This is a genomic window from Stenotrophomonas sp. 169 (genome assembly GCF_014621775.1).
In the GTDB taxonomy this organism is placed as follows: domain Bacteria; phylum Pseudomonadota; class Gammaproteobacteria; order Xanthomonadales; family Xanthomonadaceae; genus Stenotrophomonas.
Genome location: NZ_CP061204.1, coordinates 3,972,760 through 3,985,665, shown reverse-complemented (window position 1 = coordinate 3,985,665; position 12,906 = coordinate 3,972,760). Strand labels below are relative to the sequence as shown.

Annotated in this window: 12 protein-coding genes; 9 read left to right on the top strand and 3 right to left on the bottom strand. The window is 60.9% G+C overall.

Annotated elements, in window-relative coordinates; translation table 11 throughout:
• Positions 1-43: 43 nt before the first annotated feature.
• The 5 genes from ICJ04_RS17430 to ICJ04_RS18425 all read left to right on the top strand — a co-directional run bounded on the left by ICJ04_RS17430 (position 44) and on the right by ICJ04_RS18425 (position 3,414).
• On the top strand, positions 44-667 hold the full coding sequence (locus ICJ04_RS17430; RefSeq protein WP_188325417.1) for a DUF6531 domain-containing protein: 624 nt from the start codon (positions 44-46) through the stop codon (positions 665-667).
• A 1,124-nt stretch (positions 668-1,791) separates the two neighbouring features.
• Complete coding sequence (locus ICJ04_RS17425) at positions 1,792-1,977, top strand: hypothetical protein (RefSeq protein WP_188325416.1); 186 nt, start codon at positions 1,792-1,794, stop codon at positions 1,975-1,977.
• 99 nt (positions 1,978-2,076) lie between these two features.
• Positions 2,077-2,262 carry a hypothetical protein gene (locus ICJ04_RS17420; protein ID WP_188325415.1) on the top strand — a complete coding sequence of 62 codons (186 nt, stop codon included), beginning with the start codon at positions 2,077-2,079 and terminating at the stop codon, positions 2,260-2,262.
• Positions 2,263-2,496: 234 nt separating this feature from the next.
• Positions 2,497-2,811 carry an RHS domain-containing protein gene (locus ICJ04_RS18430; protein ID WP_223202934.1) on the top strand — a complete coding sequence of 105 codons (315 nt, stop codon included), beginning with the start codon at positions 2,497-2,499 and terminating at the stop codon, positions 2,809-2,811.
• Positions 2,812-2,826: 15 nt separating this feature from the next.
• Positions 2,827-3,414: an RHS repeat-associated core domain-containing protein gene (locus ICJ04_RS18425; RefSeq protein WP_223203091.1), complete on the top strand. Its 588-nt coding sequence runs from the start codon at positions 2,827-2,829 to the stop codon at positions 3,412-3,414.
• Between the two features lie 2,006 nt (positions 3,415-5,420).
• Here ICJ04_RS18425 and ICJ04_RS17410 read toward each other — a convergent pair.
• From ICJ04_RS17410 to ICJ04_RS17400, 3 genes are all read right to left on the bottom strand, one after another.
• A complete protein-coding gene (locus ICJ04_RS17410) occupies positions 5,421-7,790 on the bottom strand; it encodes a S9 family peptidase (protein WP_188325414.1) in 2,370 nt (789 codons plus the stop codon).
• 267 nt (positions 7,791-8,057) lie between these two features.
• Positions 8,058-9,071 carry a cytochrome d ubiquinol oxidase subunit II gene (gene cydB, locus ICJ04_RS17405; protein WP_188325413.1) on the bottom strand — a complete coding sequence of 338 codons (1,014 nt, stop codon included), beginning with the start codon at positions 9,069-9,071 and terminating at the stop codon, positions 8,058-8,060.
• Position 9,072: 1 nt separating this feature from the next.
• Positions 9,073-10,470, bottom strand: coding sequence for a cytochrome ubiquinol oxidase subunit I (locus ICJ04_RS17400; RefSeq protein WP_188325412.1), 1,398 nt, complete (start codon positions 10,468-10,470; stop codon positions 9,073-9,075).
• Between the two features lie 369 nt (positions 10,471-10,839).
• Between ICJ04_RS17400 and ICJ04_RS17395 the strand changes: the two genes are divergently transcribed.
• From ICJ04_RS17395 to ICJ04_RS17380, 4 genes are read left to right on the top strand one after another with little or no spacing between them, the layout of a single operon-like run.
• Positions 10,840-11,580, top strand: a complete 741-nt coding sequence (locus ICJ04_RS17395; RefSeq protein WP_188325411.1) for a beta-ketoacyl synthase chain length factor — start codon at positions 10,840-10,842, stop codon at positions 11,578-11,580.
• Positions 11,570-12,376 (top strand): lysophospholipid acyltransferase family protein, encoded by an 807-nt coding sequence (locus ICJ04_RS17390; RefSeq protein WP_223202933.1) that lies wholly within the window; start codon positions 11,570-11,572, stop codon positions 12,374-12,376. The genes ICJ04_RS17395 and ICJ04_RS17390 overlap by 11 nt, the downstream gene beginning before the upstream one ends.
• Entirely contained in the window at positions 12,363-12,620 is a 258-nt protein-coding gene (locus tag ICJ04_RS17385) for a phosphopantetheine-binding protein (RefSeq protein WP_188325409.1), read from the top strand. Before ICJ04_RS17390 ends, ICJ04_RS17385 begins: the two co-directional genes overlap by 14 nt.
• A gap of 17 nt (positions 12,621-12,637) precedes the next feature.
• Entirely contained in the window at positions 12,638-12,895 is a 258-nt protein-coding gene (locus ICJ04_RS17380) for an acyl carrier protein (protein WP_188325408.1), read from the top strand.
• Positions 12,896-12,906: the final 11 nt, after the last annotated feature.

Below are 12,906 nucleotides of genomic sequence, written 5' to 3'. Positions count from 1 at the left end.
CGCCTGAGCAAGACGCTCTGGGAAAAGAGAAAGGACGAGACGCATGGCACGTACCCCGAACCGGACTGGTTTCTATCGTGGATTGATGCTGGCGCCTTTTTTCTGGCATTTCAGCGCCGCCGCACTGGACCCCAGCAAGGAAAAAAAGCCCGAGGACCCTCGAGTCGAGGTGTGGGCCAAGCGTTGGGGAGAAACGTACACGCCCGGGTTGAGTCACCGCATGGAGCGGGGCATCGGTGCGCCTCTGGCAGCGCGCTTGGCCCGGACAGCGAAGTCACAGGAAACCGATCACCGCAAGGGCTGCGACGGAGACGGCGAGACCGGTGGCAACCCGGTCGTGCTTTACACCGGCAACAAGGTAGAGCACGAACTGGATTTTTCGTCAGTAGGCGAGATGGGCCTGTTTCTTGCGCGAACATACAATCACCACTGGAGCGCCACCGGCATCTTTGGTAACCACTGGCTGAGCAATTTCGACTTGTCGCTGGTGCCATCTCAGAATGGAGATGTCCTCTGGGCCCAGCGGACCGACGGAAGACGCGTGCGCTACCTGCGTGACGCTGCTTCAGGCCAATGGTTCGAGGATAAGGCGCAGCCCATTTCGTACATCGTCCGTAACCCTGACGGTGGCTATCGCTTGTTACTACTTTCTTGGAGGCCGAGGTGATGGGGTGTGCAGAAATTGACTGCGACAGAGACGGGATAGCGGACTTCCTTCAAAAGGACGATAATTTGTGCGCGGCACCAGGTGCAGGTATGCCCACGATCAGGCAGACGCCGTGGAAAAAATGAAAACGGAAAAGAAACGGAAGATTGCCATTCACACATTCTTCCTTTTTATATTCATGGCGGGATTGTTCACCGCTTGGGCAGCCTTGTCGAAATATTCAGGCGCAAGCGTCGTATTTGCCGTCATTTGGTTCCCGGTATGTCAATGGATATGTGGAAGATTAATAATAATTCTAAAGTGGCACGAGAATTAAAATTAATCTCCGAAATCCAAGGAGTGGGAGCGCGACCAACACATTCAATGGAGCGAGGATTTAGAGTCCCCGATAGATTGGTCTTCTAGCCCCTGAAGCATGATCCTAATCCCAACGCTCATTAGGAAAGGATAGTTAGTGATGGCTGGCTGACGAAGTAAAAACTGCCCACCGCTGAAGACGTTGACAAGCATTTGGAGGGCTACCGGTTTTGAGATGGAAGTTAGGACTGGAGGATGCGTTTCGCCAAGCGATCTATCAAATAGCGGCAGTCGGTAGAGAAATGCGAGTAGGAGAGGATAGTGAGATCATTGCTGAGCAGACTGCTTGCATCCGCAGGCATAGGCGCATCTATCTACGGAAAGGGTATCGCTGCGGGAAACTATAAATTGCTACGCCAGTGCTATGAACTTGCGGTTACTGGAGAAATAGCTGCGTCATGTGATGATATGCCCGAAACAACAGATTTCTACCTTGACTTAATGCTGGTCGGGTTTATTGTCGTTGTTGCGCTTAGCGGATGCTTGGGCTGGCTACCTAGTGCACGCAAGAAGTTCATCAAAATAAATAGAAATTAATTCCAGGGCGGTGTTTTACTCGGCAGGCCTTCTGCAAGTGCGGGCGCGTCGGGGCTCGCGATGGTGGGAATAATATCCGAAACTAATCTGCTGGAATAGCCCGACTGTCGGGATTTGAGAGATTGGTGGCGCATCGCTTGGGCCGCAGGGCGCCATGGGCATTCTGACGAGATCGCGAAAGCCGCGAATGAGGAATTGGTGAAAGATCCCTGCGAATGTTAGGAAATAATATGCGCCTATTGTACTGGCTAGGAGTTGTTGGACTTGCACTGCTCCCTTTTAATTTCATGATTACGATTGTCTTTAAATTATCTTCCGGTATTGCACTGGGTGCTGAAGATATCATTCTTTTCGCTGCTGGAATTTTTGGTGTGGTGGCGGCAGTAATAACTTACCGCTTACTAATGTCAAAGTAGGGGTCTATGAGTTGCCAATGTGCACGTGCGTAAATTATTTCTATGCGCTGCACCGGTTGTTGGAATGCCGACTACTCACATACTTCCGCGGTGAATATTATGTTGCTGAAGAAGGCCTGCGGATACACTGCATTTTTGCTGATCTATTCTTCAGGGCTGCTTATCGCTCAAAATACTCCAGTAGTCAAAAAGTTTACGGTGATTATTGCCATTGCGTGGCTATTTGGTTCTGCAAAGATTGTTTCTATGGTTATTAAGAAACTGGGGTGGGAGACGAAAAAATAGTTTTTAAAAAGTCCGATAATTACGCTATTTTTCAATCTGGTTGAATGCCGCTGCCTGACTTTTTTTCGCCCAGAAGATGGGCTACGACGCGCTACGTCGTCTGACCCGATTGGAGCGCTATGGCATCAATAATCACCTGTCCTACGACGCCGGCGGCAATCATGACCGGTATCAGGGTGGAGACAAGCTGATCCAATACCGTATCGATCCCGGTAACAATCGTGTGCTGGATTAATGAGCCAAAGCAACGTGGATGGTCGTGTGACGCAGTACCTGGTCAATGCACAGGGCCAGCGCGTGGCGAAGTCAAACGATGCAGGGACGAATCGCTATCACTACATGGGTCAGAACCAGCTGCTTTCCGAGTTGACCGGGAACGTCTGGACGAACTATCTGTGGTTCGAGGGCGAGCTTGTAGGGCTTGCACGCAATGGGCAGGTGAACTACGTGCACACTGACCACCTCGGCCGGCCGGAGTTTGTGACCAATGCAAGCCGGCAGACAGTGTGGAAAGCGTGCAACTATGCCTATGGGCGTAGCGTTACGTAGGATGATGTTGGCGGGCTGAACATCGGGTTTCCAGGTCAATACTATGATGCGGAAACAGGGCTCTGGTACAACGGTTTTCGGGACTATGACGCGGGGATCGCGCGCTATGTGCAGAGTGATCCGATCGGTTTGCAGGGTGGCGTCAATACATACGCGTATGCAGCTGGTAATCCGATGAGCTGGATCGACCCATACGGACGGGACGTTTTTCTTTGCGGACAGCCAGCTTTTAATGGAAGGGTGTCGGTAAACCACCAATGGATAAAGACAAGCACACTTGAGGCCGGAATGGGCACTGCTGCCGCCGGAAGAGATGCGGGAAATGTAGCGAGCGATCAATACGGAGACCCCGTCCAAGTGGTTGAGCACGACAAGAGGAGTAACGAGCCCAGTTCCTCGTGCAGTAAGGTATCAGGAGTCGACGAGGGGTTGGTTAATGAGCAGCTCCAGGCTGGACAGCAGCTGGGAAGCTGGACTTGGGATAATCAGTGCAGAGTCTTTACGACTCGAGTGTTGTGGAACGCAATGGATCAAGCTCAGAAAGGAAAGCAGCGCGACAAAGATCAACGGTTGTTGAACTCAAAGGTTCAGGGGCTCAGATGAAATCTAAAGTGAAAATTATTCTCCTCATTGCTGCTGTAGTGACATCTACGTCCTGCGCCCCTTCGCGGCCTGCAGCCACCGACACCGATTATGAGGCATTAAGCAGGCCGCGAGTAAACTGCCCTGCCCCTACGCGTGCCATGATAAATCCTTGGGGTATGAATGGTAAATCTGACGGGTGTTACCTGCGGGAAGGGCCATTTGTTGCCGCGGAGGGAGGGTATGTTCGCATCCGCGGGCAGTTCACCCGCGGGAAAGCGACTGGAATCTGGAGGTACTACGACGAACATGGTGCAGTTGTGAAGGAGGTTAACCAGGAGACTTCGGAAGGTGCAACTAGATAGACTTTTTTAGGTTAGTTTATGAGTTTAGAAAAATTCGCTGCCTTATACTAACGGAAGGGAGTAGCTAAAAAACTTGCATGAAATCCGAAGGCAGTGCCGGCCGGTGGCCGGCAAGCTGGAGTCGGAAGACGTTGGGTGCGTCGCTAGATGGGCTGTGCTTTGATTGATTGCGAACGGAACGGAACGGCGAAAGGGAAAATGTCTATTACCAGTGATTACATAGGTATTGATGGTGGTGTCAACTATTCTCCAGGCGGAGGTGGCGCATCTTTTGAGATGGGAGCCGGGATTGGAGGAGGCGTCTCGCCAGGCGAGCTCTCAAGCCGCAGCGGCAGCTGGGGAGGTGGCTGGTGAAGCGGAACGTTGTCTATGCGGTAATTGGGGGCTGCTTAATTGGTGCATCGTGGCTGACCGTCGGAAAAAGCGTCGTAACGGGCGATTGGTCCAACAAGCCCAATGAGTCGTACCTGGAGCAGATGAACTCACGCCTGGAGGTACCTCCACGCAGCAGCATCTCGGCGGGCAAGTATTTCTCGAGGGGAACCTATATGGGTATATCCAGAGATGTAGCTACCGATCTTGGAGCAGAGGCTGCCACTGCTTATTTCAGCTCCGTGGCCAATCGTCGAGGTTGGACGACTCAAGTCGACCAATTAAAGGCTGATGGGCGCTTGTTGATATTTTGCGATGGCCGATTCGCACATCGACTTGAGATAAAGGGCCGGGCAAAGCGCGCACTGATACACACTTCAACCTACTGGCACACGAACGTGGAGAGCCCTCTCTACTGCCCGGGCGCGAAGAAGTCGCAAGAGTAGACCTGTCTTGCCGGCGCGCGGTTGAAGGCTGGTAGACACCTGGAAAAGCGCCCACCGTATCTTGAGACAGCCTCACATACGACCGGGGAACTGGTCTGCATGCCCCTTGGCATCGAAGCAACAACAGAAAGAAAAGCGGGTTGCTGAGCCAGTTCATGTCAAAGTGCGCGGGCACGTCCAAGGCGAGGCGGAAACATGTCAAAAAACGTGGCAGACCTCATGAATGCTCACCTACGCAAGACGCTTGGCTGGAACGAGCCGAAGGAAGCAAAGGTAAAGAAGGTTGTTCAATTCAATTCACGTGCTGCGCTCACATCTTGAGACCGCCGTCGGTCGGATATGAAGATTAGATCGCGCCCTTGGTACATAGTGGGATCAATCCTCAGCGCACTTGCGTCGCTCTACTGCTTTCTATGGATGTTCTCGGCAGCGAGTCTTGCGTCCGGATATTGCAAAGGTGAATTTTCGCTACTCGCAGAATCCCTGCGCTGCAAACAGGTTCACTTCGCCATGATTCTTACCGTTCTATTTGCAGCGCTCTGCCTGTACTTCGGCTGGAGAGCGGAGCGTAAAGCTTCGGATAGCAGATAGCGGAATATTGTCCAGCGCAGTGTCCGTAAGTTGAGTCCAAGGGTCTTTCGCTGCAGCGGCTGCATCGATCACGTTGCTTGTCTATGACGTGGCGAGCTTGGATAAGGTCGCGTTATCAAGCGCGAGCCAGCTATATGGCGCGTGGTAGACCCAGGCGTCCGCGCCGACCATCTGGGCGGCGGCTAACCTTTGCAGCCGAAACGCCCATCATCGATCACCGCGGCGACGATCCGTATCGTCGCCGCGGCGGGGGTCACTTCACGTTCTCGTTGAACAGCTTGAGGATGCGCTTGTACTGGTCCAGCCACGAGTCGGCACGGGTGTAGCCGTGGCGTTCCAGCGGATACGGTGCGATGGACCAGTTGTCCTTGTGCAGTTCGATCAGGCGCTGGCTCAGGTTCACCGAATCCTGGAAGAACACGTTGTCATCCATCATGCCGTGGCCGATCAACAGGTGGTCCTGCAGGTTCTGCGCATATTCGATGGGCGAGGAAACGCGGTAGGCCTCGGGGTCGATGTCCGGCGTATTGAGGATGTTGGCGGTGTACGCGTGGTTGTAGTTGTGCCAATCCACCACCGGGCGCAGCGCGGCACCGGCCTTGAACGTACCCGGCGAACGGAACAGCGCCATGAAGGTCATGAAGCCGCCGTACGAACCGCCGTAGATGCCGGCGCGATCACGGTCGCCCTGCTGCGTGTCCACCAGCCAATCCAGCCCATCCTTGTAATCTTCCAGTTCCGGGTGGCCCATGTTGCGGTAGATCGCCGTACGCCAGTCGCGGCCGTAGCCTTCGCTGCCACGGTAATCCATGTCCAGCACGATGTAGCCCTGCTGCACCAGCAGGTTATGGAACATCTGCTCACGGAAATAGGCGGGGTAGCGCTGGTGCACGTTCTGCAGGTAGCCGGCACCATGCACGAACATCACGATCGGATACTTCTTGCCGGGTTCCTTGTTCTGCGGCTCGTAGTACTTCGCCCAGACCACGCCGGCACCGTGCTGGGACGGCACCGCCACCAGCTTCGGCTGGATCCACTCCCGTGCCTTGAACTCGGCGCTGCGGGTATCGGTCAGTACGCGCGGCTGGCCACCGCCGGCCGGCACCACGGCCAGCTGCGCAGGCAGGTAGGCCGCGGAGTAACGCACCAGCAGCTGCTGGCCATCCGGCGACACCGTGAAGTCTTCCACGCCGTTGAGGCTGGTCAGCTCGCGCACCTGGCGGCTGGCCACGTCCACGCTGCACACTTCGTAATCGTGCGGGGCCTGCTGGTTGCACAGGAAGTAGAACCCCTTGCCATCGGCGGACAGCGTCGGCGCGGAGGTCTCCCACTTGCCGCTGGTCAGTGCCTGCGGCTTGCCGGTGCCGGTCTGGGTGTACAGGTGCGAGTAACCGGATGCTTCGGACAGCAGCCACAGCGTGCGGCCATCGGCCATCCAGCCGAAATCATTGAAGCCCCAGTTGATCCACGCCTCATCGGTCAGCCGATCGCGGGTCTGCAGGCGGCCATCGGCAGCGGCCAGGCTGATGATCCAGCGGTCCTTGTTGTCGTTGGCGCGCAGCATGATCGCAACCTGCTGGCCATCCGCGCTCCAGCGGATGCCGCCACCCATGAAGTCGCTCATCACCTCCAGCGCACGGTTGCCCTTCAGCGCGTCCTTGCCCGCCTTCTTGCGCAGCGCAGCCAGCGGGTCGGTGCCGATGCCGGGAAGCGCATCCAGCGACACTTTTTCCACCTTGCCGCTACGCGCATCGACACGCCAGAGCGTATGCGGTTCCGGATCGTTGCGGCCGACGCGGGTGCGGGTGTCTTCGGTTTCCTCGTAACCGGATTCGGTCACGTACAGCGGCATCTTGCTGGTGCGGCCTTCCTCGAAATCCTTCGGCTTGGTCACCACCAGCAGGTGCACCAGGTCCGGCGACAGCACGCTGTCGACGATCTCCACGTCGGCCCCGAGGAACACCGGGCCCGGCGCGCGGGTGCTGTCCGCTTCGCGCCAACGCTGGTCCTGTTCTTTCAGGGCTTCGCGCTGTTCGCGGTCGCGACGCAGGGTTTCCAGCGTTCGCAGTTGCTGCTCGCGCAGGGTATCGGCCTTGGGGGGATCGGACGGATTTTTCTCTGCCTTCAGGCTGGCCACCTGGGCGACGCCGCTGGCGGCGGTCCAGTGGAACCAGTTCTGCCCGGTGCGCCAGATCACGCCGCCATCGACGGCGAAGTCGACGCCGGCGGCACGCTCGTTGCCACGGGTCAGCTGGGTCAGCGCACCACTGCGCAGGTCACGGACGAACACATCGCCGTTGCGCACGAACGCCATGCGCGTGCGGCTGCTGTCGTAGATCGGGTTGGCGACGTCGAGGGTGCCGCGCTGGTCGTCGGCGACCTGCGTGGCCACGCCCCCGGCAAGCGGCTGGCGGAAGGTGTCGCGGACCGCGCTGCCCTTGCGCTTGAGCTGGTATTCCACCTGCTGGCTGTTCCACGACCACCATGCCCGCTCGACCGGTGGTCCGATCCAGTCCGGATCGGCCATGGCCTGTTCGATGGTGATCGGGGTGGGCGCGGCGTACGCCGCCGGCGCAGCGAGTGCGGCGGACAACAACAGGGAAAGAGGCAGCACTCGGAACATGGGCGGACGGCACCAAGGATGGAAAACCGGCCAAGGGTAGCAGCCCGCTTCCCGCGGCGGCTGGCCCACAGGTCATGCCGCCGCGGCAGGCAAAGCCTTCCTGCCGCCGGCACGGTAGCGCCGAGCCACGCTCGGCGAGCGCGCAGCGCGGGCTGTGTCCGGCATCGCGGTCCCGGAGGGATTCCGCCGAGCGTGGCTCGGCGCTACAACGGGATGCCGCGAGCACGGTAGCGCCGAGCCGCCTGTGTTCGGCATCGCGATGCCGGGTCAGTGGTAACCCGCGCCTGCTTCCACCTTGCCGCGGAACACGCGATACGACCACGCGGTGTACCCCAGAATCACCGGCAACAACACCACCAACCCGACCAGGCTGAAGCCCAGTGACGAGGCGGGGGCGGCGGCATCCCACAGGGTCATCGTCGGCGGCAGCAGGTAGGGCCACATGCCCAGCACCAGCCCGGCAAAGCCGAGCACGAACAGCGCCATGCTGAGCAGGAAGGGCGGCAGGTCCCGCTTTGGATGGATGGCGCTGCGCCATAGTGCAAAAGCGACCCCGAGCGTCAGCAGCGGTACGGGGGACAGCCACCAGAAATTGCCGTCACTGAACCACCGTGCCATCAGGCGCGACTGCAGGAACGGAAGCCAGCAGCTGACCACGCCCATGGCCACGATCACGGCCACCACCAAGGGCCGCGTCATCTTCCGTGCCAGTGCCTGCACCGGGCCGTTGGTCTTCAACAGCAGCCAGGTACTGCCCAGCAGCGCGTACCCGGCGATCAAGGCGACGCCGGTGACCAGCGCGAACGGGCTCAACCAGCCGAACGCGCCGCCCTGGTAGACACCATCGACGATATCCAGTCCCTGCACCAAGGCCCCCAGGATCACGCCCTGCGCGAAGGTGGCCAGCACCGAGCCGACGGCAAACGCCACGCTCCACAGGCGCCGTGAACGGTGCGCCTTGAAGCGGAACTCGAACGCCACGCCGCGGAATACCAGCGCCATCACGAGCAGCAGCACCGGCAGGTACAACGCCGACAGCAGCGCAGAATAGGCCTTCGGGAACGCCGCCAGCAGACCCGCTCCGCCCAGCACCAGCCACGTTTCGTTGCCGTCCCAGATCGGCGCGGCGGTGTTCATCATCTGGTCCAGCTCGTCCTCGCTGTGGGCGAACGGGGCCAGGATGCCGATGCCCAGCACGAAGCCGTCCAGCAACACGTACATCAGCACGCCGAAGCCGATCACCGCGAACCATGCCACCGGCAGCCAGGTTGTCATCTCCATCTCAGCGCTCCTCCAGCGGTTCATCGGCGGCCGACAGCGGCCGCGCCGGGGTATGGCTTCCACCATCAAGCGCCGGCCCGTCCTCGTACGGCCTGGGCCCTTGGCGCAGGATCTTCACCAGGTACCAGATGCCCCAGCCGAACACGAAGGCGTAGCCCACGATGTACACGCCCAGCGACAGCGCGGTCATCCACGCACTTTGTGGTCCCACCGCATCGGCAGTGCGCAGCAGCCCGTAGACCACCCATGGCTGGCGCCCCATTTCAGTGACGAACCACCCCGACACCAGGGCGATGAAGCCGGCCGGCAGCATCCAGTTCCAGCCCCGCAGCAGCCACGCAGACTGCAGCAGCTTGCCGCGCCACAGCGCGATGGCCGACAACCATGCCAGCACCAGCATCAGCGTGCCCAGCCCGACCATGATGCGGAAGGCGAAGAACACCGGCGTCACCGGCGGTCGCTCACTGGCCGGGACCGACGTCAGGGGCTCGAAGGTGCCGTCCAGCGAATGGGTCAGGATGAAACTGCCCAAGCGCGGGATGGCCACCTCGAAATCGTTGCGCTCTTCCTTTTCGTTGGGCAGCGCGAACACCACCAGTGGCACACCGGCCCCCTCCTTACCCTCGTGCCAGTGCGCTTCCATGGCGGCGATCTTCATCGGCTGGTGTTTGAGCGTGTTGAGGCCGTGCATGTCGCCGACGAAGATCTGCGCAGGCACGGTGATCGCCGCGAAAATCACGGCGGCCACCAGCATGCGGCGGCCTTCCTCGACGTGCTTGCCACGCCGCAGGTACCAGGCACCGATGCCGCCGATCACGAAGCAGGTGGTGATGAACGAGCCCAGCGCCATGTGTGCGAGGCGGTAGGGGAATGAAGGATTGAACACCACCTGCCACCAGTCGCTGGGGTGCACGATGCCATTGACGATTTCATAGCCGGCCGGGGTGTGCAGCCAACTGTTGGATGCCAGGATCCAGAACGTGGACACCAGCGTGCCCAGCGCCACCATGCAGGTGGAAAAGAAATGCAGGCGGGGCGATACACGGCCCCAGCCGAACATCATCACCCCGAGGAAGCTGGCCTCGAGGAAGAAGGCGGTCAGCACTTCGTAGGTCAGCAGCGGACCGATCACCGAGCCGGCGAACTGGGTCAGCCGCGGCCAGTTGGTGCCGAACTGGAAGGCCATGACGATGCCGCTGACCACGCCCATGCCGAAGGACACGGCAAAGATCTTCTGCCAGAAGAAATAAAGTTCGCGCCAGATCGGATCGCGCGTGCGCAGCCAGCGCCACTCGATGAAGGCCAGCCAGCTGGCCGTGCCGATGGTGAAGGCGGGGAACAGCACGTGGAAACTGACCACGAATCCGAACTGGAAACGGGACAACAACAATGCGTCCAAGTGACGCCTCCTGCCGGGCGCGGGTGGGGATACCGGACCAGTCTGGGTGGGTTTCCGTTAAGAAGGGATGCGACCCGATGACGCTGTGCTTCACTTTGACGCAGGGGCAGGCGTCGCCATCGGCCTGTCTTCTTGCCGCTGCGCTCGCCGAGCGTGGCTCGGCGCTACCGGGGGGCCCGCATCGCCGCGCCTGCCGAGCGAGATTGCCGCCCCTGCCGACGGGGATCTCCGTGCAGGCCGACGGGGTAGCGCCGAGCCATGCTCGGCGAGCGCAGCGGTGCCGGAAACCGTCCGATCCGAGCCCCAGCCACCGTCTGCAGACAGCGGGCGTGCTAGCGTGCGCGGCTCCGTGTGACTGCCGCTTCCGCAATGATCGAGTTTTCCGTCGTCGACTGGGCCGCCTGGGCCCCGGGCCTGACTACCCGTAGTGACTGGCAGGCCTGGGCGCGGGCGCCGTGGCCGCCGGAAGGCGAGGGCACGCCGGGTCTTTCCGAAGTGCCCGCCATGCAGCGGCGGCGAATCGAGCGCCTGGGGCGGATGGCGATCCAGGCCGCGTGCTGGTGTGAGCCGGAACAGGGCGCGGACAGTACGGTGCCGTTGATCTTTGCCAGCCGCCACGGTGACGTGGAGCGGTCGATGGAGCTGCTGCGCTCGCTGGTCGCCGATGAGGCCCTGTCGCCCACCACCTTTGGTCTCTCGGTGCACAACGCCATCGGTGCGCTGTATTCGATCACCCGCGGTCACCGCGGCAACAATCTGGCATTGGCCGCCGGCAAGGCGACGGTCGAAGCCGCTTGCCTGGAAGCCGTTGGCCTGCTGGCCGACGGTGCGGCAGAGGTGCGCATCATTGCCTACGACCCCCCGTTGCCTGAGCTGTATGCCGAGTTCATCGACGAGCCGGCGCCTTACTACGCCTGGTGCTGGCGGATCGCTGCGGCGTCGCCGGAGGGCACCCGACTGCGGCTGGCATGGCGGGGCGATACCGCCCAGGACGATCCGCCCGGCCCGCTGCCGCACGCGCTGGACCTGCATCGTTTCCTGCTGTCCGGCCAGCGCCACGATGAACGGGTGATCGATGGCCAGCGCTGGAGCTGGCAGCGTGTCGGCTGATCCCGGATCCGGCCTGTTCGGCCGGGCATGGCGGACGTTGGCCACCGGCTTCAGCTTCGCCCTGTTCGGCGTCGGTGGACTGATCGCCGGCATCGTGGTCGCGCCGGCCTTGCTGGTGCTGGTGCATCCCCCCGCACGTCGGCGCCGACTGGCCCGCACATGGGTGCAGCGCAGTTTCGCGCTGCACGTGGCGATCATGCGCGGCCTCGGCGTGATGACCTTCGAGGTCACCGGCGCCCACCGCTTGCAGCGCAAGGGCCTGCTGGTGCTCGCCAACCACCCCACCCTGATCGACGTGGTGCTGCTGGTGGCGCTGCTACCGGACGCGGACTGCGTGGTCAAACGGGCGGTGGCGCGCAACCCGTTCATGCGCGGGACGGTCAGGGCCGCCGGCTACATCGTCAACGATGACGGGCCCGCCCTGGTGCAGGCCGGCATCGATGCCGTACGGGAGGGGGGCTGCCTGGTGATCTTCCCGGAAGGCACCCGAAGCACGCCGGGCCACCCCCTGCAGCTGCGCCGCGGGGCGGCCAACATCGCCGTGCGTGGCGGCCTGGACATCACCCCGGTACGGATCCGCTGTGCCCCGCCGACGCTGGAAAAGGGAGGGAAATGGTATCGTGTGCCCCCGCGTCGCTTCCATGTCTCGCTGGAGGTCGGTGAGGACATTCCGATCGGTACGTTTGTCGACGACGTCGCTGTGGCAGGAGGGGAATCCCTGGCCGCGCGCCGCGTCACCGACCATCTCACCCGTTACTTCCAACCCTGTGGAGAGCTGCCCCGTGCAGGAACTTGAGCACGAGATCAAGGAGCTGATCATTTCCGCGTTGTCGCTGGAAGACATCTCCGCCAACGACATCGATACGACCGCGCCGCTGTTCGGCGAAGGCCTCGGCCTGGATTCGATCGATGCACTGGAACTGGGCCTGGCCCTGCAGAAGCAGTACGGCGTCAGCCTGTCTGCCGACTCCGAAGAAACCCGCCGCCATTTCGGCAGCGTGCAGGCGCTTGCCGCCTTCGTCGCCAGCAGCCGCGCGTGACCTTCTCTGGTATCGCCATGACCAAGACCGAACTGTTCGACCACATCGCCCAGCTGCTGACCGCCGGGTTCGAGATCGAGCCGGCGCTCATCGTGCCGGGCGCCCGCCTGCATGAAGACCTGGACATCGACAGCATCGACGCGGTGGACCTGATCGTGCAGCTGAAGCCACTGCTTGGCCGCAACCTGCAGCCCGATGCCTTCAAGGCCGTGCGCACCGTGCAGGACGTGGTCGATGTCGTTCATGGCCTGCTGCCCGACCAGGCCGCTGCCTGACCGCGCGCTGC